Source organism: Sphaerochaeta associata, assembly GCF_022869165.1.
GTDB classification, from domain to species: Bacteria; Spirochaetota; Spirochaetia; order Sphaerochaetales; family Sphaerochaetaceae; genus Sphaerochaeta; species Sphaerochaeta associata.
In genome coordinates this window covers 1,480,638-1,506,375 of sequence record NZ_CP094929.1, presented here as the reverse complement: position 1 = coordinate 1,506,375, position 25,738 = coordinate 1,480,638, and the positions used below count along the sequence as shown (strand labels likewise).

The window sequence follows — 25,738 nt, the reverse complement described above, 5'->3', positions numbered from 1 at the left end:
TCCGTCTTTTTTCCTTCAAGGTAGTTGACACCCTTTCTTGCTCTCTGCTATAGTCCTTTACGTTGCAGGGGCCGCTAGCTCAGTTGGTAGAGCAACGCCCTTTTAAGGCGTGGGTCACAGGTCCGAATCCTGTGCGGCTCATCTTGCCTCTGTTTTTTGGAACACGCAGTAATGTCTCCTTCGTCTAGTGGTTAGGACAACGGGTTTTCATCCCGTCAACAGGGGTTCAATTCCCCTAGGAGATGGTATACCGGGAGCCTGTCATCGTACAGGTTCCCTTTCTTATTGCTCCAAGGCATGGTGTTTGCTCTCTGAGAAGCTTATCGAACAGAGCGCAAAGCCGCCCCCTTGACTTCTGCTAGAACACGGTATACAAAGAAGATACAGGATGGTCTAATCGATAGCATCATATCTCCCAATCAGCTACCTGCCATCCTTGTGATGTACCCTTCTTCCGGGCTGCAATCTAAGGTTGTTGTATCCACACCCGCAGCGCTTTAGGTTGCAGCTCCCTCGTTCACCGCCACCGAACTACTGAAAGTATCTCTTGTATCAACACTCAGAAGATGATGTGCCGCCCAATCAAGGGCGATTGCTCCCAAGGGGGCTGTCAGGATGATGCTCATCACTGCGACAGCCAAAATCACCTGTCCCGCCCTGACGGGCATGCCGTGCAAGCCCATTACCGCAAGCGGTGTGGCCCCGATGGCAGCCTGGACTGTAGCTTTCGGCAGATAGTAAATTACAATGAAAGCCTTCTCCTTTGCTGTGAAGCCGCCTCCAAGAGTGCACAGATACGTTCCCATGCTCCGTCCGATAAGCGCGATGAGAATCAAGAGTATCGCATCCAGGCCCACTTCCCATGCTGCAGTAAGATCAACTTGCGAACCAACCATGGTAAAGAGCAGTATTTGGGCAAAAACCCAAATTTTCCCTAGCTTCGCCGAAAGCTCATGAGCCATATGCTCTCGCTTCTCCAAAATTATGAAGCCGATGGACATTACCGCAAGCAAGGCTGCAAAGGGGATATGAAACGATTCCAGGACATCGCCCAGCTCTACGAGAAGAATGCAAATCATCAGCATGGACAATACCCGTTTGGTTGCCCGCGGATTGAACCGCACGAATATCCGTATCAAGACAAGCCCGATGGCCAAACCTGCAGCAATCCCAAAGATTATGGAAAGAGGTATGCCTGCCAGGGTCCATGCCAGATTCATGGTATCGCCGACATACAGGCCGAGAACGATGCTGAATGCAACAATGACGGTGACATCATCCATGCTGGCACCGGCGAGCACGAGTGTTGGGATGCCTTTCTCGGTACCACGTTTCTCCTGGATGCAGGAAACCATCATCGGCACCACGACAGCCGGGGAGACAGCTCCCAAGACACACCCAAGGATTGCACTTTCAAGAAGCGAAAGGCCCAACAAAGGAGGCCCGATGAGCATGACGGTCGATGCTTCAAACAAGGCGGGAAGAAAGGAGAGAAGAATTGCATGAAAACCGACCTTATGCAGACTTTCTCGCGAAAGCTCCAATCCTGAACGAAGCAGGATGACGATCAATGCAATCATACGCAGATCGGATCCCACAGCAAGCAAGGAAGGATCCAAAAAGTTCAGGACCGCCGGTCCAAAGAGAACTCCCACAAAAAGCATGCCGATGAGGGCAGGAATACGCGCTTTGGACAAGAGCCAATCCAAGAACAGACACAGCAAAACCACGGCAGCAAGACTGAAAGCCATACAAACCTCCGGCAAGAACGTAATCTATTCCAGGAGTCATCAGCAGCTTTCAAAGCTCTGCGGTTTTCATTATGAAGGCGAACCCCATCACCGTCACTGATTCTAGAAATATGTTCGGCTGCAGTCAAGTCGGTATACAAAAACCAGTATCTATGGATAATTATGCATTGTTATAGGAGCATGCATATGAGTCAACTTTCCAGAATACAAAGAATTTGTGATGCCAACGGCATCAGCGGCTTTGAGGATGATATCGTCCGGGCAATCCGTGACGAAGCAGGAACACTCGGTCGATTCGCCGAGGATTCACTGAGAAACCTCTACCTCTATAGAACAGAGAACCAATCCGATAAACCTGTAGTCCTGCTTGATGCCCACACCGACGAGGTAGGTTTCATGGTCAAATGCATTCGGCCCGATGGAATGCTTGAATTCATCCCCATCGGCGGCTGGGTTTCCTCCAACATTCCCGCCCATTTGGTACGTGTTCAGACCTTTGACGGAAAAACCATACCAGGCATCGTGGGATCAAAACCCCCGCACTACCAAAGCGAAGCAGAGCGGAAAAGTGCTCCCGATATCGCTTCCATGTATATCGACATCGGAGCCTCAACCATTGAACAAGTCCTGCAAATGGGCGTCGATGTTGCAAGCCCGATAATTCCCGAAGCCAAGGTTATCTACAACGAAGAAAACGGGTTGCTGTTCGGAAAAGCGTTCGATTGCCGTCTGGGTTGCACTACCATCATCGATGTGCTTGATGCACTGAAAGGAAAGCAATTGGATGTCAACCTGGTTGCAGGATTTGCAAGTCAGGAAGAAGTCGGCTGCAGGGGCGCCCAGCTGACAGCCCGTAAAGTAAAGCCTGATGTGGCGATCTGCTTTGAGGGAAGTCCCGCCGACGATACCTTCCTGCCCGCCTACCAACAGCAGACAATCGTAGGCAAAGGACCTATGCTCAGATTCATCGATTCGAAGATGATCACCAACCCACGTTTCCAAAAGTTTGCGTTGGACATCGCAGCAAGATTTGACATCCCAGTACAGAAAGGAGTGCGAAACGGAGGGGCGACCAACGCCTCTGCTCTTCATCTTTCCGAACAGGGAGTGCCCACCATCGTCATCGGCATCCCGGTGCGTTACGCCCACACCCATTGGGGGGTAAGCAGCCTCGATGATGTACAGAACTCGATCAGGCTTGCCTCAGCGATGCTGACTGAATTGAACGCACAAACCATCGCAACATTTTGACAAAGCCACCCAGAGGGTGTCATACTGGCTGAAAGGGGGGGAAGCATGAATGAAATCCAGCTTTGCCTGAGCGAGATGCAGGCGTTTTTCCAAAGTGGAACCACACTTGGCATTTCATGGAGGAAAGAACAGCTCAAGCGTCTGAAAGACGGTATTCGTTCCTATGAGAAGCAAATTCTCAATGCGCTCTATGAGGATCTGGGGAAAACCGACTTTGAAGGATTCGCCACCGAGCTGGGTATCGTTTATGCGGAGATTGACGAACATCTGAAGCATCTGGAGGCCTGGGCCGGCAGACATCGGGTCAAATCCAGCCTCCTCTCCTTTCCCTCCAAAGCCTATACCATCGCCCAGCCGCTGGGCATCGTGCTGATCATGAGCCCTTGGAACTACCCGTTCCAACTCACCATCGCACCTTTGATCAGTGCAATCGCCGCAGGCAACTGTGTCATTCTCAAGCCTTCCCGATACAGCGGGCACACTGCCATGGTGATCGAGGAACTGCTCTCCAAGCTCTTTTACAGCAACCATGTGGCCACCTTCCAAGGGGGAGCGGAGATGAATCGTGAACTCTTGCAGCATCGCTACGATCACATTTTCTTCACCGGCAGTCCCCAAGTGGGCAGATTGGTGATGGAAAGTGCTGCAAAGCATGTCACCCCGGTCACCTTGGAACTTGGAGGCAAAAGTCCGGTCATCGTCGAGGCCGATGCCGACATCGGCTTGGCTGCACGAAGGATCATCTGGGGCAAGTGCCTGAATGCAGGACAGACATGTGTAGCCCCCGACTATGTTCTGGTCGAACGGAAAGTTGCCAATGCCTTGCTTGAACAGATGAAAAGCGCAATTACCTCGATGTTCGGATCCGACCCCCTGCACTCCAGCGACCTGGGCAACATCATCAACGAAAAGCACTTTTCCCGTCTCATCGAGCTCTTTGCATACGGAACTCTTGCCTGGGGCGGACAGATAGATCCAAAAACGCGGCGTATCGCCCCCACCATCATTACAGATCCCCAGCTTGATTCAGCCTTGATGCAGGAAGAGATATTCGGACCCATCCTCCCCTTGGTCCCTTACGATACGTTCGAACAAGCGCTGGCTTTCGTCCAAAAGCGCGAACATCCGCTGGCATTATATTGCTTTACAAACAACAAGGAGCACCAAAAGCAAATACTTCGGTCTCTCAGTTTCGGCGGCGGATGCATCAATGATGTGGTCATGCATCTTTCCAATTCCGCCCTCCCCTTCGGAGGCGTCGGAAACAGCGGCATGGGAGCCTATCATGGGAAAGAAGGGTTCAAGACCTTCAGCCATACAAAAAGCATCCTTGAAAGCAAGACCTGGCTCGAAATCAAGCTACGGTACGCTCCCTACCGGGGCAAACTGGCCTTAATCAAGCGACTCTTTTCCTGACATACACAAGGAGGTTCTATGCGTGTGAAACGTCTGGTGGCGCTGACTGCAATCTTATTGGTCTGCAGTCTCATTTTTTCGGCAATTTCGGTTACTGAAGCCGATGCCCTCTACGATCGGGATGCTTTCAGCGAAGCCGAGCAGGAACTGCTCGTCCAGCTCGGAAAAGCCTCGAACGCCGAGGAGGAAGCTCAGGTTTTATGGCGGCTCGCCAGAGTGATGGTCTCCCTCGGAGACGACCTGGATGAGAATGACAAGACTGGACGCTTTGCTCTGTATGAGAAAGGTGAGACATATGCCCTTTCATCCATCGAGAAGCACCCCACCTCTTTGGGATATCTTTGGAAATCATCCAATATCGGTCGTTGGGGTCAGACGAAGGGCCCGCTGAACGCCCTCGGGAAAGCCAAGGGCATGCTCGAGGACCTGACAGTCATCGTCAATGACTTTAAAACTCTCGACTCGAGCGAGACATGGTATGTACTCTCAAGCCTGTACGACGAGTTGCCCGGAGGAATAATTTCCTTTGGAAACAAGGATTGGGCGGTAAGTTACATGCGTATGGCCCTCGATACCATCCCCTCGCACCTGTTGTATCCCGGACACTACAAGAAGCTGGCCGAAGAGTTGTATGCTCGTAATTGGAGTGCTTCCAAGCGTTCCAAGGAGTTGCCAAAAATACAGAAGGATTGGCAGAAGGCTGCTACCAACCTGGAGAAATACCGCTACTATGAAGGTAAGGACGGCGGGGCGACCAAGCCCTTCTACTCATCCGTCGACCTGACGAGAATGAGCGACCGCCAAGAGGCGGTGATGGTGCTCTCCTATATCTTGGAGAAAGCCAAGGTGTTCAGACCCATCAAGGCAACCGACACCAAGGAGCTCCAGGAAATCGAGGCGTTGAGAAACTCCTGGATCTAAAGAAAATCAAGTGACGGCAAACATCCCTTCAAGCTCAGTGCTTGAAGGGATTTTCATTTGCATAGAGATGACCCGGTTTCTGGTTGAATGCAATATCCTCAATGCCCAGATAGCGAAAAACCTCAAACAACGCTTTTCCGGCATGCCTGAAGGCAACTGCAGTGTGATGAGGATAGGCTTTCGCTAGAAGCACATAGCGATAGAAGCGTGCCATCTCGTCAATGCCGATGATCCCGATGCTGCCGAAACTGGAAGTAGGAACATCGAGGACCTCACCTTCGGCTATATAGGCTTTCAACTGTCCGCGGGCATTGGATTGCAACCGATAGATGGTCACAGGTCCGCTGATGAGATCGCCTTCCATCGTTCCTCTGGTAATATCCGGATGCTTCAATTCGGGTTCCAAATCCCGCTTCATGATGAGCTGATAGCCCATATGGGGATTCTTCAGCAGCGAACAGGCGGTGTTTCCACAGTGAAAGCCCATGAACAAGTCGTCGTTGCGGTAGGGTCGCTTGGTCCTGATGTGCTGCTCATACATCGGGGCGGGCACGGTGTTGTTGATATCCAGCAACGTCACCGGCAGCTGGGTGACACACAGGCCGATGTACTCGCTGAGCGCGCCATAGATGTCGACTTCGCAGCTGACGGGAATACCCCGCTCGGTCAAACGGCTGTTCACATAGCAGGGGACGAATTTGAACTCGGTCTGGAATGCGGGCCAGCACTTGTTTGCAAAGGCCACGTAGGAACGTTCTCCTTTGTGCTCTTCAGCCCAGTCAAGCAAGGTCAACTCATATTGGGCCAACCGGTCAAGGATGCCGCTGTAAGGGCTTGAGCCGATTTGGTTTTGCATCTCTTTTACCAATGAGGGTATCCTGGAATCATCGGCGTGCTTGTTGTAGGCAACCAGCAGATCGAGCTCGCTGTTCTCCTCGATTTCCACTCCCAAGTCGAAGAGACCCTGTATTGGGGCGTTGCAGGCCAGGAAATCCTGGGGTCTCGGCCCGAAACTGATGATCTTGAGCTTTTTCAGAGAGAGTACCGTACGGGCGATCGGGATGAAAGATTCAATCATATCCGCCACCTCCCGGTCACTACCTATCGGGTACTCGGGAATATAGGAGCGCAATGAACGCAGACTCAGGTTGTAGGAACAGTTGAGCATGCCGCAATAGGCATCTCCCCTGCCGTCATGCAGGTCCCCATCGCCCTCTGCAGCTGCGACATACATGACCGGGCCTGGAAAACGCTTTGCAAGCAGGGTCTCGGGTGTCTCAGGTCCGAAATTCCCCAGGAACACCACCAAGGCATTCACCCCGTGGTCCTGTACATCCTTGAGGGCGTTGAGCATATCCCGTTCATTCTCCACAATGACCGGACACTCATAGAGCTCATCCTTATAAGAGGCTTTCACCGCCTTGCGCCGTTTCTCGGACAATGTACGGGGGAAGCAACTTCTGCTGACAGCAACCATACCCAATCTGACCGTTTCCATGTTGTTCATAGCATTACTCCCTATTTACCAATCTGACCGTAATAGGCATGAGAGCCGTGTTTCCGTAAATAATGTTTATCAAGCAGATGACCATCCATCGGCATGTACGTTGCATCGCCGAGCAGCATCGAATGGTAGGCCATCATCGCCACCTCCTCGAGCACCACCGCATATTCAACAGCCTTGACTGCATCATCTGCCCAGCAGAAGGGTCCATGACTGTTCACCAGGACGGCAGGGATGCTTTTGGGATCAATGTCCAAAAAGCGTTCGACGATTACCTTGCCCGTCTCCATTTCGTACTCTCCCTGTATTTCGGCAGGCGTCATCGCCCTGGTACAGGGAATCTCCCCATAGAAATAGTCGGCATGGGTTGTTCCCAATGCGGGAATTCCTCGTCCTGCCTGCGCAAAAATGGTAGCCCATCTACTATGGGTGTGCACAACTGCATTGACCTTTTCGAAGTGATTGAACAAATACCGGTGAGTCGGGGTGTCGCTCGAAGGATTGTAGGAACCCTCAACCCGTTTGCCGGTAGCCAACTCCACAACCACCATCGAAGAGGGAGTAAGGTCGTCGTATGCAACACCGGACGGCTTGATTACCATCAATTCGCGATTATCGTCCACTTCGGAGACATTGCCCCAGGTAAAGGTGATCAACTTGTGTTTCTGCAACAGCAGATTTGCTTCACATACTCTCTCTTTCAACTCTTTCAGCATAGATTCTCCTTGCGTACCAAAAGCAAGTGTGTGCCAACCTTTGTGTGTTGTCAAGGCAAAGTAGCCTCACTTGAGGTTCCAAGAATCGAGAAAAGCTCGTATGATGGCAACATGGACCATAGAAGACGTCATTTCTCAATTCCCATCCTGGCTTGGACGGTCCGAGCCATTCTGCTCGGACTCCTTATCGGACCGGTCATCAGCCTGTTGACCTTCCTCGTGGCAATGGCAGGCGAGATCAGGACCCACCATCAGTGGATCCTCCTGCTCATCCCCCTCGGGGCTCTTGTTACCGCGCTGCTCTATCAGAAACTCGGTCCCTATCTGAAGGATGGAGGTTCGCAGGTGATCGACTTGATCAATCAAGGAATTCTCGATATCGCCCACCCTACCAGTATCGGATATGAGAAGGACCGCGATGCCCATAAGCAAAAAATTTCCACCAAAATGGCTCCGTTGTTGCTGCTCAACACCTTCATAACCCATCTGGTTGGGGCATCGGGGGGAAAGGAAGGGGTCGGCGTACAGGTGGGTGCTTCCATCGGCAGCTACTGCTCACGCCTGGAAACCCGATTTCTGCATCGCCCGCAATCAATCCAGCAGAAGGGGATCTGGCTGATCAGTGGAGCAGGGGCGGCCTTCGGAGCCCTGTTCAACGCCCCGATAGCAGGCACTTTGTTCGGGATGCAGTTCTCCAACCCCCGGGTAAACAGAACCGACGCCCTGCTTCCCTGTCTGACCGCCTCATTCACAGCCTGCATGGTAAGCCAGGCGCTGCATACGCACACTTTGGTTCCGGTACGCGCCGAGGCTTTTCCTCTCGATTTCCCTACTCTCTTGATTTTGTTGGCACTATCAATCCTGCTGGGCTTGGCCAGCCGGCTTTTCTGCCACCTGATCCATCTGACAAAAACCCTTTTCTCCCGCATTACTGCAAACCCGTACAAGAAAGCCTTGCTTGCCAGCACGTTGCTGCTGCTTGCATCCCTTGGCATCTTTGCATTGACAGGCTCGTTCGCCTACAACGGACTCTCCCTCGACCTAATCATCGAGGCTGAGTACGGCACCACCAGCAATTTTGCACCGCTTTTTAAGTTGTTGCTGACGGCGCTGACCATAGGGAGCGGGTTTATCGGGGGTGAAGTCATACCAATCCTTGTCATTGGAGCCACAAGTGGAGCCATTTTCGGCCAATTTCTTCCCATCCCCGTCTCCGCTCTTTCAATGTTCGGAGCCATCGGAATGCTCAGCGGTAGTACAAAGCTGCCTCTGGCCTGCTTCGTGTTGGGGTTGGAGCTGTATGGATTCGGCAATCCAACATCGCTTTTCTTTGTGTGCAGCGTCGCCTACCTCTTCAGCGGAAGACTCTCCATCTATGAAAGGCAGATTGTTCCGGTTGTAATCGATCCTGCATGGGATGTCTGATTAAACCGCTTGACAGGAAAACCAATACTGCCTAATATATGAATATCTATTCATATATTGATATATTAGGAGTTCACTCATGGCTATACCACACGCAAACGACACCCAGAGTCCCGCCTGCACCCGCAAACAGGCATATACCTTTGAGGGTGTTGACTGTCCTGTCTGCGCTGCAAAGATTGAGGACCGCATCCAGAAAATCGGAGGGGTTGCTTCGGTGTGTGTGGATTTTTCCCGTAAACAGATACGTATTACCACCGAGGAAAAGCAGCAGGATTCCTTTTACAACAACCTCATAAAAGAAGCCAAGCGGGTCGAGCCGTCGCTGCGGGTCAAACCGTTGCAAAAGCAGGACAAGAACCCGGAGGACTCGCTATCCTTCACACTGACCAGGATCGTAGTATCGATACTCGGTTTTGGTGCAGCCATGTTCTTTAATATTCCCCATCTCTACTTCCTCAGCTTTGCTGTCAGTGGTTACGATGTACTGCTCAAGGCCCTCAGGAACATAGTGCACGGTAAAATCTTCGACGAGAATTTTCTAATGAGCGTCGCTACACTGGGAGCCCTGGCAATCGGAGAAACAGGAGAAGCTGCAGCTGTCATGCTCTTCTATTTGATCGGGGAGTATTTCCAGGCCCGTTCGGTGATGCAGAGCAGAAGATCCATCCTTGGGGCCCTTGACCTAAAGGTGCAGCAGGCAAGGCTGGTACAGGGTCTGGACACCACCTTGATCGGGGTCGAGGACGTTGTTCCAGGAGCTCTCGTCAGAGTACTTTCAGGCGAGAAAATCCCTCTGGACGGCATCGTTGTCAGCGGCAGCTCAAGTGTGAATATGCAGCATTTGACCGGCGAGTCGATTCCCCGGTCCGTGAAAGCAGGCATGGAGGTGCTGGGCAGCTCCATCAACCTCGGAGGAACACTTGATATCCAGGTCAGCAAGGAGTATGACCAGAGCACTGCAGCCAAAATCCTGCGCCTCGTTGAGGAGAGTGCAAGCAAAAAGGCACAGACCGAGCGGTACATCACGTCGTTTGCCCGATACTACACCCCTGTCGTCGTGTTCCTGGCATTGGCGCTCGCCGTCATTCCTTCACTGGTAACCGGAGCCTGGCAGACCTGGATCTACCGCGCCCTGGTATTTCTGGTGGTAAGCTGTCCCTGTGCTCTGGTCATCAGCGTTCCGCTTTCCTACTTTGCAGGTATAGGAAGAAGTGCAAAGAGGGGCATCCTGGTCAAGGGAGGCAACTATCTGGAAGCCCTTGCGAAGACCGATACCATTGTCTTCGATAAAACAGGAACGCTTACCAGCGGTATGTTCAGCCTGATTGACGTCCGCTTGATTGCATCGGCGAGCCTTGACGCAACGTACATCCGGGAGCTTGCAGCCTCCTTGGAGAAGCACAGCACCCACCCGCTGGCAAAAGCCTTCCTCTCCCTCGATGCTCCCTATGCCGCCATGGATGTACAGGAGGTAGCGGGAAAAGGCCTGTCAGCCTACGTCGACGGCAGGTTCGTCGTAGCGGGCAATAGAGCACTTTTTCAGGATCTTGGAATCGAGGTGTCGACTCAATCAGAGGACGAAGCAACGGTCCTGCTGGCCGTAGACGGCCGCCATGAGGCCTCCTTCATCCTGCAGGATACAATACGATCTGAGGCAGGACCCTTGATCAAGCAGTTGCGGGCCTTGGGCGTCAAGCACCTGGCCATGATCAGCGGAGACAGCCAGGTGCATGCCGAGCGTGTGGCGGCAGAGCTTGGCTTGGATGAGGTGCACGCCGCCCTGCTGCCGCACCAGAAGCAGGAACGTATGCTCGAGATTGCAAAAGAGCGGGAGAATCTAGTCTTCGTTGGAGACGGGATGAACGATGCACCTGTCCTTGCTGCAAGCAAAGTGGGTATCTCCATGGGCAGCAAAGCCAGTGACGCCGCCATGGAAAGCGCGGATGTAGTCATCCTTGCCGACGATTTGCACGAGGTTGCCAATCTCTTGCAAATCAGCAGGAGGACTGCAGCCATCGTAAGGCAGAACATTGTCTTCGCCCTTCTGGTGAAAGTTTTGGCGCTCTGCCTTGGAGCATTGGGTTATGCCTCCATGTGGATAGCGGTACTTGCCGATACGGGGGTCACGATCATCGCAATTCTCAATGCCTTGAGGATTCTCCTCTACCGTCCTTCACGTTGATTATCGAATCCATCTATGGTATTGTTGCACAGATTGTTTGAAGGATTTATAGCATGAACGAGAAGATGACACGCAATATCGGCATTATGGCACATATCGATGCAGGCAAAACCACCACCACCGAGAGGATTCTCTTTTACACAGGGGAGAATCATAGGATCGGGGAGGTGGACAACGGCGAAGCAACGATGGACTTTCTTGAGCAGGAGCAGGACCGCGGCATCACCATTGCAAGCGCAGCCACTACCTGTTATTGGAAGGAGCACCAAATCAACATCATCGATACTCCGGGCCATGTGGACTTCACCGCCGAAGTCGAACGTTCGCTCAGGGTGTTGGATGGGGCCGTCATGGTGGTATGCGCCGTCGGCGGGGTTGAACCGCAGACCGAGACCGTCTACCGGCAGGCCGATACCTACCGGGTTCCCCGTATTGCTTTCATCAATAAGATGGACCGCCTTGGTGCGAACTTCGAGGAAGCAGTCAATGAACTGAAGGTCAAGCTGGGGGCCAATCCCATTCCAGTGTTCATTCCTGTCGGCACGGAGAGCAATTTCAGCGGCATCATCGACCTGATCAAGAAAAAATACCTGGTTTTCAGCAATGAAGACCAAGGAAAGACAATCACCGAGCAGGATATTCCCTCCTCGATGCAGAGCGAAGTGGATGCTTGGTATGAGCGCTTGATCGACAGCGTCTCCTCCTTCAGCGACGAGATAACCGAGCTGTATTTCGAGGGAGAGGAGATCGGCAGCGATCTGCTCAAGAGAACCTTGAAGAAGGCGACGATCGCCCGCCAGGCGTTGCCGGTCTTTGTGGGGTCTTCCTTGAAGGACATCGGAGTTCAGTCTTTGCTCGATGGGGTCATCGACTATCTTCCCTCGCCCTCGGAGGTGCCGCCGATCATGGGCATCCACCTCAAGACCGAGAAACAGGTCGAGGTTCCCTACGCCAAGGATAAACCTCCTTTGGCCCTGATTTTCAAGATACAGGTCGATCGTGAAGCCGGTGCCATGGACTTCGTCCGTGTGTACAACGGAGTCATCCGCAAGGGCACGGCCTTGATGAACATCTCCAAGAAGAAGCGTGAACGGGTCAATCGAATCCTCAGGATGCATGCGAACCGGGTGGAAGAAGTCAGCGAGCTTGAAGCAGGCGACATCGGGGTGATCATCGGCTTCAAGGAAGGAAGGACCGGCGATACCATCGGAAGCGAAGGAGCCCAGATTCTGCTTGAGGAGATGCATTTCCCAATCCCCGTGATTTCAGTCGCCATCGAACCGAACACCCTCAGCGACGGAGACAAGCTGCGTGCAGCACTCTCCACCCTCGCCCAGGAAGATCCCACCTTCACCTATCGCGACGATGAGGAAACCGGCCAGCTGGTCATCAGCGGCATGGGAGAGCTGCACCTTGATGTGTTGGTCACCCGCTTGACCAAGGAGATGAAAATCCAGGCCAGGGTCGGCAAGCCCCAGGTGACATACCGTGAATCAGTAAGCAAGACCGCCAGCGGCTCGGACACTTTTTCCAAGATGCTGGCGGGCAAGGAACATGCTGCAGGAATCAGCATGACGGTCAAACCGCTGCCTTCGGGAAGTGGAACGAAATATCGACTGAGCGCCAAGACACGCGGCATCGATGAAATCTATCTCGAGGCGGTCAAGCGGGGTGTCACCAATGCGTTCAGAGGCGGAATCCAGTTCGGCTATGAAGTGTGCGATCTCGAAGTGGAGGTCACAGACCTTGTCTATCACGAGCTGACGGCAAGCGAATTCGCTTTTGAGGCATGTGCCGCCATGTGCTTTGACAAGGTGGCCCAGTCGGCAGGACCGATGTTGATGGAACCGGTGATGAAAGTCACCGTCGTGGTTCCCTCCCAATATGTCGGTGAAGCCATTTCAAGCATTACCAGCCGTGGAGGCTTGGTACACAGCATTGAGAGCAGGACTGCAAGCGAGCACATCCATGCACAGGCACCACTTTCCCAGCTCTTCGGGTATTCCACAGCCCTGCGGTCAGCCACACAAGGCAGAGGTACATTCTCCATGGAGTTCGACCATTACGAACAAAAAACCCGCTAAGGGTATGGAATACTTGAAAAATGTCGGGTTGAAACCTTGCGAAAAGAGTCGTTCCATGCCTAAAATGTATTGAAACTGTTCAGATTTTTAGACTGAAGGAGCATGTTTACATACTCCTTTGAACATAGATCTCTGGTATTGCAATTACTTAAGAGGAGTACAACATGGCTAGAACTTACAATTTGCAGGACATTTTCGCGCGCAATCTCAAGGAGCGCAGACGAAAGCTCTCCTTGACCCAGGCTCAGCTTGCTGAGAAAATCGGGGTTTCCACTTCCTTCGTTACTGAAATCGAAACTTCGAGAAAGGCTCCTTCCTTTGCCACCATCGAGAAAATCAGTGCTGCATTGGATGTACCTTGCTGGACGTTCTTTTGCGAGGATGGCGACAAGCTTCCCAATGATGTCACGGTGATGGATCAGTTTGCCTACAAACTGAAACAGGATATCAGCCACATCATCGATGTGAATGTAAGCTTGACCCGCTGACCATACATTCTCATTTCCTTTTCCCTGCATTTCCAGGCAGATGCTCGTTATTGGGTGTCTGCCTTTTTTTCGTCCAAAGAATTCTTTTGACATATGAGATTATGGGGCGTACCATTGATGCATGCGTTCTGGATCACCACACAAGACACAGAGGTGATCGAAGGAGGAATTATGAGCGTTGTCAGCACTGACTTAAGGAATGTTGCCATCATCGGCCACAATGAAACCGGGAAAACCACCTTGGTTGAACAGATGTTGTTTTATGCCAATGTGATTTCCCGGGCAGAAACCGTTGCAAGCGGTAAGACCACCAGTGACTATACGGAAGAGGAGATCAACCACAAGATTTCCATTCACGCTTCACTTGCTTCCCTGACCTGGGATGGCAGGACCCTCAATATTCTTGACACTCCGGGAACCGCCGGCTTCATCGGCGAGACCATTTGCGGATTCCGCTCCTGCGAATCAGCCCTCATGGTCGTAGACGGACGTGATGGTGCACAGATAGAGACCATCAAGCTTTGGCGCTATCTTGACGAGCGCAACAAGCCGCGCGCTGTGTTCATCAACAAGATGGACCGTGAACGTGCGGACTACACGCATGTATTGGACAACCTGAAAGAGACGTTCAAAACAACCTTTGTTCCTGTTACCATCCCGATGGGAAGCGGTAAGGACTTCAAGGGAATCATCAACCTGATTGAAAATAAAGCTTATTTCATAAACAGAGGCGGCAAGGAAACCATCGGGGACATCCCTGCCGAATATGCTGATTTTGCAGAAGAGTACCGCAATGCCCTTATTGAGAATGCTGCCGAAGGCACCGATGACCTGATCGAAAAGTATTTCGATGCCGGCACCCTGGACAGCGAGGAGATTCGCCGGGGTCTTCGTGAAGGTATGCAAGACAACCGTGTAGTCCCTGCGTTCTGCGGTTGTGCAGAGGGCGGCAGCGGAATCACCAGCCTCCTCACCTTCATCCGGAACAACTTCCCCAGACCTCTTGGAAAGATCGATTGGACGATCGCAGAGGACGGCTCGAGCAAAGACTTTGTAATTACCACCGAAGGAAGCGCTGCAGTCGTCGTATTCAAGACCACCATCGATCAATTCAGCGGCAAGCTCAGTTTCATCAAGGTGCTCAGGGGCACGGTCAAGGGCGATACAGAGTTGTATAATCCGGATCTTGGAAAGAAAGAACGGCCCAACAAGGTATACCGCATGGTCGGCAAAAAGTTAGTCGAAACCGATAGTCTGCCTGCCGGTGACATCGGTGTGATCGCCAAGAGCAACATCGCCTTCACCAACTCCACGCTCGTAGAGGGAACCGATCAGAAACTCAAGTTCAAGCCTCTGGCCTTCCCCCAACCCATTTACAGCCTGGCCATCAGCAGTGATGACAAGAAGAGTGAAGTGAAGATGAACGAATCCCTGCACAAGGTCACCGAAGAGGACCTTACCTTCAGGATCAAGTTCAATGAGGAGACCAAGGAAAATGTGGTGGCCGGAATGGGTGAGCTGCATTTGAATATGATTCTCGACAAGGTGCGGGAGAAGCAGAAGATCAACATCGAGACCAAGCTTCCAAGGGTTGCCTATCGTGAAACCATCAGCCGTAAGAGTGGGATTGCCGAGTATTCACACAAGAAGCAGAGCGGCGGGCATGGCCAATATGCTCGTGTACTGATTGAAATTGAACCGCTTGAACGGGGAACCTATTACTCGTTTACCAATGCCATCAAGGGCGGATCGGTAAGCAAGGGCTATATTCCCGGTATTGAAAAGGGACTGCATGAGCAAATGGAGGAAGGTTTCTTGGCCGGCTATCCGATGATGGATATCGGAATCACCCTCATCGATGGCAAGGAGCATCCCGTCGATTCCAGTGAAATGGCTTTCAAACTCGCTGCAAAAGGAGCCATGAAGGCCGCACTTGAGAAAGCCGGGGCTGTACTACTTGAACCTATTATGAAACTTAGTGTATATATTGAGAACGATTATCTGGGCGACATCCTTTCCGACCTCAGCGGCAAACGAGGAAGAGTGCTAGGTCAAGAGGATATGGGGCATCTGCAGTTGGTCAAAGCATTGGTACCCCAGTCCGAACTGCTCAACTATGCCATCGATCTAAAGTCGATGACCAGTGGAACAGGAAGTTTCGAAATGGAATTCGACCATTATGAACCACTGAGCGGCAAATTGGCCGACGAAGTGATCAAGGCCTACAAGGACTCCGTAAAGGAAGAACAGGAGTAGGCAAGGTGGGACAATCAGAAGGATTCTGATTGCTTGAGAGTGAATTTGTGAACCTTGGAAGGGAGCGTGCGGCGGCAAGCTCCCTTCCCTCTTTTTTTACCGCTTCTCGAACCAAACCTCGTTGATGGGATGCTGTTTGGCGAGCCCCTTTTGTTCAAACTTGGTGGTATCCCTCCAACCTACGGGGGGGCAGAACCCTGAGTAGGGATTGGACAGTCCTTCGGTATGGGAGAGAACATCCAGCATCTGCTGTGCATACTCCTCCCAATCGGTGACGCAATAGATGTAGCCTCCCGCCTTGAGCTTGGAAGCAAGCAGTCGCGCAAATGGCGCTTGGATCAGGCGCCGTTTTTGCTGGCGCTTCTTCGGCCAAGGATCTGGGAAGAATATATGAAACCCTGCAACACTTGCGTCTTCAACCATGTTGGTCAGCACCTCTACGGCATCAAAACGCATCAATCTTACATTATCCAGTTTTCCTTCTCCCACGGCATGGAGCAGCTTGGCGAACCCCGATAGAAACACCTCCAAGCCGAGATAGTTGTACTGGTTGCGCTCTTTCGCAATCCGTGCGGTCGCCGTTCCCATCCCAAAGCCGATCTCGATTACAACGGGTTTGTCGTTCCCGAAAACCTGCTTCCAATCGAGCAGGCCCGGCTTGAAGGGGATGCCGTAGGTGGTATAGTAGCGACGGATGGCCTCCGTCTGGTAGGTACGAAGGTAGGCCCCCCTGAGCACATAGCTCTTGATGGGTCTCGCCTTCCCTTCCTCCTTGGTTTCCACCCACTCCAACTCCGGGATATCATGGAAAATCGTTCCTTGGTTTTCCTGCATCATTACTCCTATAGCAACCTTTGCAGCTTCTCCATCAGGAACAACGCCTTGTCCTTGAGTGAAACCGCATCGGTTTTCAAATACATGACATTCATGCGCCTCATATCAAGCCATACGCTCTTGTTGCTCAGGGCGATGAGATTCATGACCTTGTTCACATTCAAATCCGCTACCTTGCCGAACTCTACGGAAACCACACCCTTGCGGTCGGAAAGATGGATGATGGAGAGCTTGCGGCAGATGATTTTTATCTCGGCTATATAGAGCAGGTTTGCAACCTCGACCGGAGGAGGTCCGAAGCGGTCGGACAGTTCACTCGCAAGGCCCTGCAGCTGTTCATCGTTGACAATGGAGGAAATCTTGCGATAGATGTCAAACTTAACCGAGGGAGCCTTGATGTAGGTATCGGGAATAAAGCCTGTATAGTCAAGCTCCAGAAACACTTCCTTGTCCTCTTCCCTGACGCCTTCTGCCTGCAGGTCCCTGATCGCCTCATCGAGGATGCGGATATACATGTCAAGACCGACCGAAGCCAGGTGCCCGCTCTGCTCACGGCCGAGCAGGTTTCCAGTCCCCCTGAGCTCCATGTCCTTCATAGCCACCTTGAACCCGCTGCCGAGCTCGGTGTGCTCGCTGATGATCTTCAGCCGTTTCAAAGCGATCTCACTGAGAGCGCTGCCTTGAGGATAGAAGAGGTAAGCATACGCTTGGCTGTCGTTTCGCCCCACTCTACCGCGCAACTGGTACAACTGGCTCAGTCCGTAACGGTCGGCACGATCGATGATGATGGTGTTGACATTGGGAATGTCGATGCCGTTCTCAATGATGGTAGTGGAAACAAGCACCTGGATTCCCTCATGGATGAACCTGCGCATCGTATCCTCGAGCTTGGTGCTGTCCATCTGCCCATGAGCGCTCTCGATAATGACATCGGGCAATAATTTGGTCAGTTGGAAAACCACCTCGTCCTGACTCTCGATGCGATTGTGGAGGAAGAAAACCTGTCCACCCCGTTCGACTTCGTCACGGATGGCCCGCACAATGGTCTGCTCGTCATACTCGCCGATATACGTCTGAATGGGCCTTCGTGCGATGGGAGGAGTGGCAAGCAGGGACATATCACGGATCTTGAGCAGCGACATATACAGGGTTCGGGGAATCGGGGTTGCGCTCAGCGACAGCGAATCGATGCTGGCTCTCAGAGTCTTGATCCGCTCCTTGTCCTTGACTCCGAAGCGCTGCTCCTCATCCACAACCAACAGGCCCAGGTCACGGTAGATGATGTCCTTCTGTAAAATCCTATGGGTTCCAAACAAAACATCGACCTTGCCTTCTGCAACACCAAGGAGTGTCTGCTTCTGCTCTTTCTTCGCTACAATGCGCGATAACTGCGCACAGCGTACCGGAAAGGTTCCCAATCGCTTGAGAAAGTTCTGGTAGTGCTGCTCCGCCAAAATGGTGGTGGGAGCAAGAAAGGCCACCTGCTTGCCGCCCATCACTGCTTTGAAAACAGCGCGGAATGCAATTTCAGTTTTTCCATACCCCACATCACCGCAAACCAGACGGTCCATGACGATGGGTTTTTCCATATCGTCCTTGATGTCCTCGATACAGGTGAGTTGGTCCGCCGTCTCATCAAAGGGAAAGGAGGCTTCGAACTGCAATTGCCAGTCGGTGTCCTTGGGAAAGGCAAATCCGACGCTGTTTTTTCGCTTTGCATAGAGGGATATCAGATGTTTGGCCAGGTCCTCGGCGTTCTTGCGGGCCTTGGCTTTCTTGTTCTCCCATCCTTGGCCGCCGAGCTTGTCCTTTTTCGGAAGACCGGTGTCGCTGCCGATGTAGCGCTGAACCAAGTTGGCCTGCTCGATGGGGACGTACAACATCTCGTTGTCGGCATAGGCTATCTTGATGAAGTCACGCTCACGGTCGAAGCTGGAAACACGGTCGATTTTCACAAATTGGCCGACTCCATAGTTGACGTGCACAACATAGTCGCCTTCATTAAGATCCACGAAGGAGTCGAGCGGAGAGGTCTGGGTATGCTGCAGCGTTTTGACGACCTGACGCCTGCGTCCGAAAATCTCGTGCTCACAAATGGCAACCACTTTCAGCGAGGGGATTCCAAACCCGCCGCTGATGGCCCTGTCCTCCCAACCGAGGAACGGAAAGGCGCCGAGCATCTGCATCAGGCGCTGTTTCTGCAGCTGGTTTTCGGTAAAAACCACAACACTCCAGCCCTGCTTGTGAAGACTCTTCAGGTCCTCCTTGAGTAAGGTGAAGTTTCCGAAATACGAACGGGGGCCTTCGATATCGAACCGAAAAGCCTCCGGGTTTTGTCCTGCAATGTCATGTATGGTCATGCTGCTTGAGCACTCTTTCTGAAAGGAAGGGAAATCAAAGAGCAGAGCATCGGGCTTGACGGCCTCACGGTCTTGGAGAAATGCCTGTCTGTAAAGGGCTTTTGCTTCCACTTGGAGACTGTGAAAACTGGTGGCAAGCCTCTGGTCACCGACGAAGCAAAACAGGTCGTCTTCACTCAAATACTCCCCGATCGAGCAGGTTTCCAGATTGCTGGAAGCATCCACCAAGGAGAGGGTGAGCTTGCCTGTTGTGCTGAGGCTCTCCTGGGTGATGGGATTGTATCGGGCGATCTTGCCCACCGTATCCCAGTCTGCATATATTCGATAGGGATACTCGCTCTCATAGGGGAATATATCCAGTACTTCTCCGCGCAGCGAGTACTCTCCCATCGTTGAGGTTGAAACCGTATGCACATACCCTGCATTGGTGAGAAGCCGGGAAAATGAGGCACTATCGAAAGTGGAGCCAACCTTGATGGTAAGCGAGGCATTCTTCAGCGTCGCCGGACTTACGAGCGGGGAGACAAACGGCCTGAGGTGGGTGATGACCATCCCCTCCTTCATCTCCTGAATCTGCATCAGCCGATTAAGCTGGTCATACTCTACATTATCGGCACTGAAAGGGGTGTACAATGTTCGCCCGTTGCCGCTCAGATACACGATTCTGGTTTCATCCTTGGAAAGGGGTGTCTGCATGACTTCCCCTCCGTTAACGGCAAACCCGCTGTCCTTGAGCAGTTGTTGCGCACTCTCCTCGGTTGGACAGACCGCCCACACCCTGCCCTTCTGCTTGCGGCTGAGCAACCTGAGAAACTGGGCCAAGGGATAGCCTTCAAGACCTTGGATATGGATGTGTCTGGTCTGTACTCCATATGCCTTGTATGCACTGCTGGTTTTGATATACGATTGGACGAGGGTGGAAATTGGCGTTTGCATAAGCGCCATTACCCTATCATGAGCAAGAAGGTTATGCAAGACAATGAATACAGTACTCGACCAAAAGGCATTGGATGCACTGGCTGCCGCTGTACAGGACGCCGGCAGACAAGCAAAACAGCAACAGATGTTCATTCATCGTTCCTACAAGAACGATGGAACGGTCATCACTGAAACGGACTTGGCCATATCGCGTCGGATTCTAGGCGTGGTAGCCGATCTCTTTGAGGATGTGAACATCATCAGCGAAGAGACGCTCACCCCCTTCAGGGAGGATGCCCCGTACACCTTTGTCCTGGATCCGATCGACGGGACCGATGTCTACTCGCAAGGCCTGCCTTCCTGGGCTGTCGCCCTGGGCATCCTGGACAGGAACAGAAAGCCTGTCGGGGCCATGATCAGCGCACCGCGCTGGGGAATCGGCGAGGAGGAGCTGTTTTTGCGTCTGGATCCGGGCAAGGAGCTGACCATCAACGGCAGGAGGTTCTCCCCTTCCACCGACAAGGATTTCCCCCACCAGATCACCATGGGCTCAAGCGGCCAGCGGCTGATGGATTTCTCCCGTTTTGAAGGAAAAATCCGAATATTCGGCTCCTCGATACTGCACATGCTCAGCCCAATGCTCTATGACCACATCCAAGGGTGTGTGAACCAGAGCTGCTATGTGTGGGATATTGCTGCCGCTCATGCCGCACTGCTCAGCGTGGGCATGGATATCGAGTATGTCGACGGGACACCTTTCATCTATGATGATGCATTCCTTTTGGAACGAAAACCCTTCTCCCCTTCCTTTTATGCAGGTACAAAGACTTGTATCAAGGCGTTGAGGGACGTTCTGCCTGCTAAATAGGGCTAGCAGGCAGCTTTCCGTTTTCGTACCAGTGCCTGGCAAGGTACATGAATGGAGTATCCAGCATGGCAACCACCCATTTCAGCAGATAGGTCGAGAGCATGATTTGGATCAGGACAGCGGTCGGGTACACACCCCAAAACGCGATAAGGGTGAACACCAAGGTGTCGATCAGCTGGCTTGCAAACGTACTGAGATTGTTGCGAAGCCACAGCGTATTGCGTCCGGGCCTCTTCCGTTTCCAGAAATCGAAGGCCCAGATGTCGTGCAGGTTGCTGATCACATACGCCACCAACGAACCGAAGGCTATGCGGGGCATCAAACCGAAAATCACTGACAGGGAAGGTTGGGCGATATCCGAGGTAGCAGGCTCAAAGAAAAGGGCCACCTGCATCAGGACCGTCATGGTGAGCAGACTGAAAAACCCGATGGCCACCGCTTTTGCCGACTCTTTCTTTCCATAGAATTCAGTGAGGATATCGGTTGCCAGGAAGCCGGTGGCATAGACGATATTCCCCAGCGTCGCTTCCAAACCGAAGAGCATGACATTCTTGGTAACCTGAATATTCGCCACGATTACGCTGATGGGAACCCAGATGAAAAGCCCGAGCTTTCCCCATCGCCGGAAAGCGAACATGATCAAGGTGAAATTACATAGCAGCATTACAAACCAAAAGAGTTCATTCATTCGTTCCATCTTCCTTCTTCACCTGCACCAGAGTCAGAGCGGATGCTTCAAGACCAAAGTGATTCATCACAACCTCGACATGAGCATCCCGTACTGCGGCAAGGATGATCGCCCTGTCCTGAGCGAGCGCTTTATGAAACGAAGGAGCCAATCCGTGCTCCTCCATCTCCAGCTTCCCGATCTCATCAAAGACGACAACATCGGCAGTCGCCAACGATCGTTCGATCAGTGCGTTCGCCCAGGCAAACGCTTCATCATCAATAAAGAAGCGGCCGATGCGACCCTTTCCCAATTCCTGCTTTTCGCTGAGGGCAAGCCTGGATTCTGTAGTTGACAGGTCTTTGAGTCTATACCAAGTTTTTTCAGGATTTGCAAGGGCAAGCACCCCGCTTACCACAAGGCCGTCTCGTTCTGCGGCATCAATCAGTTTCGCCAAGTGGGTGGTCTTTCCCCCGTTCAGTGGAGCGACCACCAGGGTCAGCCTAGGTTGCACTCAAAAAGCCCTGCAACACATCAAACGCTTTCATGGAATCCTCACGCTTGATGACAAAGGTTAGCTCATTCATCGTCGAAACGATTTCTATCACATTGATCTGCTCCCAAGCCAAGTGCCTCACCGCCTCATAGACTATGCCCGGGGTTTGGAGGAAGTCACCGGTAAACACCAAGGAGAGGGCGACCAGATCATCCATTTGGTGCAGCACTTCCTCATCCTTGGCAAGCTCGCTTACCAAGGAGCGATACTTCTCACTGACGGCCAGTGAAACCTCATGGCTGCCCAGGGTGATGTTCAAAAAATCACCTTTTTCAGTGGAAATCTGACCATACAGGGCTCCCAGCTTGCTGATGAAACTGTCGCGACGTACCAGATTGAGGTCGAAAATATTGGTCTTCATGACAATGCCGTATTCCACATTGCCCACACTCTTCTTGTGACTGCCTTTACGCAACTCTTCTGCATAGCGCCGCAGCGCCATGACGATGGCGCTTGCCTTCACTTCCTTGCCGTATGCTTTCTGAACTTCGCCTTGGATCGAGGATGCGTAATTGCTGAACGAGAGAATCCCATTGATCAGCATCTCGTGGATAAAGGGTGATTTATCCACAATCCGTTTTACACAACTACTCACTGAATCAGCCATAGAGCCTCCGTTGTGTTATTATTATCACAAGAGGCAATTTTTTACAACAAATATAGGTACCATTGTTGGAAAATCGTACATATATAAAATCGCATGGTTTTGCCCTGCACTATCCACATCTAGTGCAGGGTCTGGGAAATTGCATTGAGAATATCACCATTGTGACACTATTTTGGAACTTTATCGGCACTATTTTTGTTGAGAACGCTACCAGCAGTGTGTATACTGTTTTCTTGAGGAGAAAGCTGCATGAGATGTCCCCACTGCTCTCAAATGGACGACAAGGTTTTGGAATCGAGGCAGAATTCCAGCGGTTCGTCGATCAGGCGAAGAAGGGAGTGCAACTCCTGCGGATATCGCTTCACCAGTTACGAGCGAATCGAGGACAAGCCGTTGATGGTCATCAAGCGTGACGGCAGGCGCGAGCCCTTCGACTTGAACAAGCTGGGACGAGGAATTCGTTCGTGCACCGAGAAATTGAAAATCAGCGAGAGTCAGATTGACACCCTCCTGCAAAGTATTGAGGATGCCATAATGCTCAAGGTGGGAAGCAAGCGGGAAATCGCCTCTTCCGATATCGGCGATGAGGCGCTGAAGCAGCTGAGAGAGGTGGATTTGGTTGCCTATGTACGCTTTGCTGCAGTCTACAAGGCCTTCAACGACCTCGGACAATTCATTGCTGAAATCCAGAAGCTGGGCAAGGAACTTGCCTAGCGGACGTCAAACCATTTGCCGGTAAGCGAATGTTCGATGCTGTCGTTGAGGTGCTCGGGCTTGAGTATCTCATTGGCACAATCGAGGCAAAAGGTATCGCTCATCCCCCCGATGTAGTCGAAGATCAGGCGGTCAAGGTTTCCGTCCTTTTGCAGATACGCATCCTTCATATCCATCAAGTGATGATAAAAACCCATTGCTAGCATGTTTTTTTCCTGGGTATACAACGCTTCTGTGAATTCATAGGTTCTCAATAGATTTCCCAGATAGTCCAGAATAAGGGAGAACAAACGGGTGAAGTACCGTTCATAGCCCTCAAGCATGGGACTCTTATAAATATATTCATAGTTGAACGCAATCATTTTTTGGACGGCAGGGAACAGCTCGTCACTGAAACTGATGCCCTCCTCGCTGTTTGAATGCTCGATGACATCAACTACCAGCGTGTCTATGATCTGGGCGTTGCGGTTGCCCAAAAGCTTCTCCACATCCCCGGGGAGATCCTTTTTGGATATGAGCCCCAAGCGGCAGGCATCCTCAAAATCGCGGCCTAGATAGGCGATGGTATCACACAGCCGAACGACGGCAGCCTCATAGGTTGCCGGCAGCAGGCCCTTGCGCTCATGCACAACATCCAAATCCCTGACAGTAAAGGTCGGCTTGATGGACTTCACCAGTTTCTCGCCGTTATGGCAGACGATTCCATCCCGTACCGCATAGGTCAGATTGAGGCCTTTTCCTTGGTTGGAGAGAAAATCGACAACCCGCAGGCTGTTTATCTCATGCTCGAAAGCCCCAAAGCCCGCCTGCTGCATTTTGGAAGAGAGGATCTTCTCCCCGGTATGGCCGAAAGGCGTGTGCCCCAGGTCATGCCCCATGCCGATTGCCCAGGCCAACTCCGAATCCAGCCCCAGCCCCCTGCAGATGGTTGATGCAATCGAGGCTACATGCAGGCAGTGCTCCATTCGGGTGCAGATATGATCATTGCTCGGGGCGAAGAAGACCTGTGTCTTATGCTTCAGGCGCCTGAAAGCCGAAGAGTGGATGATGGCTGTGGTGTCGCGGTAATAAGGGCCGCGCACATCCTCCTGTTTTTCGGTTTTTCGCTGCTTCAGCAACTGATCGGAGATTTGATTCTGCAATTTCATAGTTATTCCCCAAATTGTTGGCCTATGGTATCATAGGAAAAGACTCTTTGGATAGCGGAGGTTCCATGGTTGAATTATATGCACTGCCCTTGGTATGCCTGCTCTTGAACTTTCTCGCCTTCGCCGCCTGCCTGCGCTTTCTCTTTTCCAGACAGGGCCTGTACTGGATCGTCCCGCTTTTGCTGACCATGTTCATCCTCTGGCCGAACGCCCTCACGCTCTACCGTGTTGCAAGCAACCCTGCATCAGTTACGTTGCCCTACACATATTTCGATCTGCAACCGCTTCTGCTCTCGCTGTTCTGGTATGCGATGATCGTCACCTTTCACTTCGCCCTGAAAAAAACGGTCCGCATCAATCACTACGAGGAGCAAGTGCGCAAGAACCTGCATGAGGCAAGATACCAGATGGCTGTCGACACCCTCATCCATCAGCAGAAGGAGCGACGCAGGAAACAGTACGTTACCAAGACAGCGGCTACGGTTCCTTCAATCGGTGCTTATGATGAGCAGTGGACAGAACTGTTCGACCAGCGATGAGTATGGACCACTTCTTTTTTTGCGGCATCAAGCACAGCGGGAAATCCACGCTCGGCCGCTTGTATGCCAAAGCGAACAAGCTTTGTTGGATAGACTTGGATGATTTGATTCTTGAGGCCATCACTCCCTACCCCAGCATACGTTCGTATTACAAAGAGCAGGGGCAGGAGGCATTCCAAGCGCAGGAAGTCGCCGCACTGAGAACCTTCCTCTCTCTACAAACGCAGAGAACGGTGATAAGTCTTGGAGGCGGCGCCTCGGATAACGAAGCCTTGCTGAACCTTGCAAAAACCCACGGAAAGCTCATCTACCTGATGGTCGAGGAATCGGTGCTCCTTGCCAGGATCCTCAACGGCGGGGTTCCTCCCTTCCTGGACGAGACGGACCCGAAGGGCTCATTCCACGCCCTGTATGCAAGAAGACATGCAATCTATGGAAACATCTGTGATGTTTTGGTACAATTACCCAATTATCCCGATATCCGCGATACAGCGAGCTTCCTTGTCAAAACACTCAAGAGCGAGGTATGA

21 protein-coding genes, 2 tRNA genes and 1 riboswitch are annotated in these 25,738 nt (G+C 52.1%); of the genes, 14 read left to right on the top strand and 9 right to left on the bottom strand.

All coding sequences use genetic code 11. From position 1 onward, the window contains the following. Nucleotides 1–68: 68 nt before the first annotated feature. A tRNA-Lys gene (locus MUG09_RS06970) sits at nucleotides 69–141 on the top strand. Nucleotides 142–173: 32 nt separating this feature from the next. Further along, nucleotides 174–245, top strand: a tRNA-Glu gene (locus MUG09_RS06965). Between the two features lie 252 nt (nucleotides 246–497). On the opposite strand, the gene MUG09_RS06960 is transcribed toward MUG09_RS06965, so the two are convergent. Next, entirely contained in the window at nucleotides 498–1,751 is a 1,254-nt protein-coding gene (locus tag MUG09_RS06960) for a cation:proton antiporter domain-containing protein (protein ID WP_244774868.1), read from the bottom strand. Between the two features lie 23 nt (nucleotides 1,752–1,774). Further along, a riboswitch (Fluoride riboswitch) is annotated at nucleotides 1,775–1,852 on the bottom strand. Between the two features lie 85 nt (nucleotides 1,853–1,937). Here MUG09_RS06960 and MUG09_RS06955 point away from each other — a divergent pair. From MUG09_RS06955 to MUG09_RS06945, 3 genes are read left to right on the top strand one after another with little or no spacing between them, the layout of a single operon-like run. Then, nucleotides 1,938–3,002: a M42 family metallopeptidase gene (locus tag MUG09_RS06955; protein WP_244774866.1), complete on the top strand. Its 1,065-nt coding sequence runs from the start codon at nucleotides 1,938–1,940 to the stop codon at nucleotides 3,000–3,002. Nucleotides 3,003–3,047: 45 nt separating this feature from the next. Beyond that, on the top strand, nucleotides 3,048–4,418 hold the full coding sequence (locus MUG09_RS06950) for an aldehyde dehydrogenase (protein WP_244774864.1): 1,371 nt from the start codon (nucleotides 3,048–3,050) through the stop codon (nucleotides 4,416–4,418). Between the two features lie 18 nt (nucleotides 4,419–4,436). After that, entirely contained in the window at nucleotides 4,437–5,339 is a 903-nt protein-coding gene (locus tag MUG09_RS06945; protein ID WP_244774862.1) for a hypothetical protein, read from the top strand. A 34-nt stretch (nucleotides 5,340–5,373) separates the two neighbouring features. On the opposite strand, the gene MUG09_RS06940 is transcribed toward MUG09_RS06945, so the two are convergent. Continuing rightward, nucleotides 5,374–6,846 (bottom strand): L-fucose/L-arabinose isomerase family protein, encoded by a 1,473-nt coding sequence (locus MUG09_RS06940; RefSeq protein WP_244774859.1) that lies wholly within the window; start codon nucleotides 6,844–6,846, stop codon nucleotides 5,374–5,376. A gap of 11 nt (nucleotides 6,847–6,857) precedes the next feature. Continuing rightward, a complete protein-coding gene (locus MUG09_RS06935) occupies nucleotides 6,858–7,559 on the bottom strand; it encodes an L-ribulose-5-phosphate 4-epimerase (protein WP_244774857.1) in 702 nt (233 codons plus the stop codon). A 111-nt stretch (nucleotides 7,560–7,670) separates the two neighbouring features. On the opposite strand from MUG09_RS06935, the gene MUG09_RS06930 reads away from it, so the two are divergent. From MUG09_RS06930 to MUG09_RS06910, 5 genes are all read left to right on the top strand, one after another. Then, entirely contained in the window at nucleotides 7,671–8,984 is a 1,314-nt protein-coding gene (locus MUG09_RS06930) for a chloride channel protein (protein ID WP_244774855.1), read from the top strand. 79 nt (nucleotides 8,985–9,063) lie between these two features. Beyond that, a complete protein-coding gene (locus MUG09_RS06925; RefSeq protein ID WP_244774853.1) occupies nucleotides 9,064–11,169 on the top strand; it encodes a heavy metal translocating P-type ATPase in 2,106 nt (701 codons plus the stop codon). A 53-nt stretch (nucleotides 11,170–11,222) separates the two neighbouring features. Continuing rightward, nucleotides 11,223–13,253: an elongation factor G gene (gene fusA, locus MUG09_RS06920; RefSeq protein ID WP_244774851.1), complete on the top strand. Its 2,031-nt coding sequence runs from the start codon at nucleotides 11,223–11,225 to the stop codon at nucleotides 13,251–13,253. Between the two features lie 164 nt (nucleotides 13,254–13,417). Next, nucleotides 13,418–13,741 carry a helix-turn-helix domain-containing protein gene (locus MUG09_RS06915; protein ID WP_013606915.1) on the top strand — a complete coding sequence of 108 codons (324 nt, stop codon included), beginning with the start codon at nucleotides 13,418–13,420 and terminating at the stop codon, nucleotides 13,739–13,741. Between the two features lie 171 nt (nucleotides 13,742–13,912). Further along, the gene (locus MUG09_RS06910) at nucleotides 13,913–15,997 is read left to right on the top strand and encodes an elongation factor G (protein ID WP_244774848.1); all 2,085 of its coding nucleotides are present in this window, start codon (nucleotides 13,913–13,915) and stop codon (nucleotides 15,995–15,997) included. Between the two features lie 96 nt (nucleotides 15,998–16,093). Here the strand turns inward: MUG09_RS06910 and trmB are convergent, their stop codons facing one another. Then, nucleotides 16,094–16,831, bottom strand: coding sequence for a tRNA (guanosine(46)-N7)-methyltransferase TrmB (trmB, locus tag MUG09_RS06905; protein WP_244774846.1), 738 nt, complete (start codon nucleotides 16,829–16,831; stop codon nucleotides 16,094–16,096). An 8-nt stretch (nucleotides 16,832–16,839) separates the two neighbouring features. Further along, nucleotides 16,840–20,127 (bottom strand): transcription-repair coupling factor, encoded by a 3,288-nt coding sequence (gene mfd / locus MUG09_RS06900; RefSeq protein ID WP_244774845.1) that lies wholly within the window; start codon nucleotides 20,125–20,127, stop codon nucleotides 16,840–16,842. Between the two features lie 43 nt (nucleotides 20,128–20,170). Here mfd and MUG09_RS06895 point away from each other — a divergent pair, with 43 nt between their 5' ends. Further along, nucleotides 20,171–20,977 carry an inositol monophosphatase family protein gene (locus MUG09_RS06895; protein WP_244774844.1) on the top strand — a complete coding sequence of 269 codons (807 nt, stop codon included), beginning with the start codon at nucleotides 20,171–20,173 and terminating at the stop codon, nucleotides 20,975–20,977. Here MUG09_RS06895 and MUG09_RS06890 read toward each other — a convergent pair. From MUG09_RS06890 to MUG09_RS06880, 3 genes are read right to left on the bottom strand one after another with little or no spacing between them, the layout of a single operon-like run. Beyond that, on the bottom strand, nucleotides 20,970–21,674 hold the full coding sequence (locus MUG09_RS06890) for a queuosine precursor transporter (protein ID WP_483315930.1): 705 nt from the start codon (nucleotides 21,672–21,674) through the stop codon (nucleotides 20,970–20,972). The two genes, MUG09_RS06895 and MUG09_RS06890, sit on opposite strands and share 8 nt — an antisense overlap. After that, complete coding sequence (locus tag MUG09_RS06885) at nucleotides 21,658–22,137, bottom strand: nucleoside-triphosphatase (protein WP_244774843.1); 480 nt, start codon at nucleotides 22,135–22,137, stop codon at nucleotides 21,658–21,660. The genes MUG09_RS06890 and MUG09_RS06885 overlap by 17 nt, the downstream gene beginning before the upstream one ends. A 10-nt stretch (nucleotides 22,138–22,147) precedes the next feature. Then, complete coding sequence (locus MUG09_RS06880; protein ID WP_244774842.1) at nucleotides 22,148–22,807, bottom strand: ACT domain-containing protein; 660 nt, start codon at nucleotides 22,805–22,807, stop codon at nucleotides 22,148–22,150. 249 nt (nucleotides 22,808–23,056) lie between these two features. Here MUG09_RS06880 and nrdR point away from each other — a divergent pair, with 249 nt between their 5' ends. Continuing rightward, nucleotides 23,057–23,521 carry a transcriptional regulator NrdR gene (gene nrdR, locus MUG09_RS06875; protein ID WP_244774841.1) on the top strand — a complete coding sequence of 155 codons (465 nt, stop codon included), beginning with the start codon at nucleotides 23,057–23,059 and terminating at the stop codon, nucleotides 23,519–23,521. On the opposite strand, the gene MUG09_RS06870 is transcribed toward nrdR, so the two are convergent. Beyond that, entirely contained in the window at nucleotides 23,518–24,669 is a 1,152-nt protein-coding gene (locus tag MUG09_RS06870) for a deoxyguanosinetriphosphate triphosphohydrolase family protein (RefSeq protein WP_244774839.1), read from the bottom strand. The two genes, nrdR and MUG09_RS06870, sit on opposite strands and share 4 nt — an antisense overlap. 65 nt (nucleotides 24,670–24,734) lie before the next feature. On the opposite strand from MUG09_RS06870, the gene MUG09_RS06865 reads away from it, so the two are divergent. Together MUG09_RS06865 and MUG09_RS06860 are read left to right on the top strand one after the other, a co-directional pair. After that, nucleotides 24,735–25,208: a hypothetical protein gene (locus MUG09_RS06865; protein ID WP_244774837.1), complete on the top strand. Its 474-nt coding sequence runs from the start codon at nucleotides 24,735–24,737 to the stop codon at nucleotides 25,206–25,208. Between the two features lie 2 nt (nucleotides 25,209–25,210). Beyond that, the gene (locus MUG09_RS06860; protein WP_244774835.1) at nucleotides 25,211–25,738 is read left to right on the top strand and encodes a shikimate kinase; all 528 of its coding nucleotides are present in this window, start codon (nucleotides 25,211–25,213) and stop codon (nucleotides 25,736–25,738) included.

What these genes read in the sequence shown, in the direction of transcription:
- MUG09_RS06960 (WP_244774868.1), bottom strand. Translation starts at nt 1,751, where the DNA reads ATGGCTTTCAGTCTTGCTGCCGTGGTTTTGCTGTGTCTGTTCTTGGAT.
- MUG09_RS06955 (WP_244774866.1), top strand. Translation starts at nt 1,938, where the DNA reads ATGAGTCAACTTTCCAGAATACAAAGAATTTGTGATGCCAACGGCATC.
- MUG09_RS06950 (WP_244774864.1), top strand. Translation starts at nt 3,048, where the DNA reads ATGAATGAAATCCAGCTTTGCCTGAGCGAGATGCAGGCGTTTTTCCAA.
- MUG09_RS06945 (WP_244774862.1), top strand. Translation starts at nt 4,437, where the DNA reads ATGCGTGTGAAACGTCTGGTGGCGCTGACTGCAATCTTATTGGTCTGC.
- MUG09_RS06940 (WP_244774859.1), bottom strand. Translation starts at nt 6,846, where the DNA reads ATGAACAACATGGAAACGGTCAGATTGGGTATGGTTGCTGTCAGCAGA.
- MUG09_RS06935 (WP_244774857.1), bottom strand. Translation starts at nt 7,559, where the DNA reads ATGCTGAAAGAGTTGAAAGAGAGAGTATGTGAAGCAAATCTGCTGTTG.
- MUG09_RS06930 (WP_244774855.1), top strand. Translation starts at nt 7,671, where the DNA reads ATGGACCATAGAAGACGTCATTTCTCAATTCCCATCCTGGCTTGGACG.
- MUG09_RS06925 (WP_244774853.1), top strand. Translation starts at nt 9,064, where the DNA reads ATGGCTATACCACACGCAAACGACACCCAGAGTCCCGCCTGCACCCGC.
- fusA (WP_244774851.1), top strand. Translation starts at nt 11,223, where the DNA reads ATGAACGAGAAGATGACACGCAATATCGGCATTATGGCACATATCGAT.
- MUG09_RS06915 (WP_013606915.1), top strand. Translation starts at nt 13,418, where the DNA reads ATGGCTAGAACTTACAATTTGCAGGACATTTTCGCGCGCAATCTCAAG.
- MUG09_RS06910 (WP_244774848.1), top strand. Translation starts at nt 13,913, where the DNA reads ATGAGCGTTGTCAGCACTGACTTAAGGAATGTTGCCATCATCGGCCAC.
- trmB (WP_244774846.1), bottom strand. Translation starts at nt 16,831, where the DNA reads ATGCAGGAAAACCAAGGAACGATTTTCCATGATATCCCGGAGTTGGAG.
- mfd (WP_244774845.1), bottom strand. Translation starts at nt 20,127, where the DNA reads ATGCAAACGCCAATTTCCACCCTCGTCCAATCGTATATCAAAACCAGC.
- MUG09_RS06895 (WP_244774844.1), top strand. Translation starts at nt 20,171, where the DNA reads ATGAATACAGTACTCGACCAAAAGGCATTGGATGCACTGGCTGCCGCT.
- MUG09_RS06890 (WP_483315930.1), bottom strand. Translation starts at nt 21,674, where the DNA reads ATGGAACGAATGAATGAACTCTTTTGGTTTGTAATGCTGCTATGTAAT.
- MUG09_RS06880 (WP_244774842.1), bottom strand. Translation starts at nt 22,807, where the DNA reads ATGGCTGATTCAGTGAGTAGTTGTGTAAAACGGATTGTGGATAAATCA.
- nrdR (WP_244774841.1), top strand. Translation starts at nt 23,057, where the DNA reads ATGAGATGTCCCCACTGCTCTCAAATGGACGACAAGGTTTTGGAATCG.
- MUG09_RS06870 (WP_244774839.1), bottom strand. Translation starts at nt 24,669, where the DNA reads ATGAAATTGCAGAATCAAATCTCCGATCAGTTGCTGAAGCAGCGAAAA.
- MUG09_RS06865 (WP_244774837.1), top strand. Translation starts at nt 24,735, where the DNA reads ATGGTTGAATTATATGCACTGCCCTTGGTATGCCTGCTCTTGAACTTT.
- MUG09_RS06860 (WP_244774835.1), top strand. Translation starts at nt 25,211, where the DNA reads ATGGACCACTTCTTTTTTTGCGGCATCAAGCACAGCGGGAAATCCACG.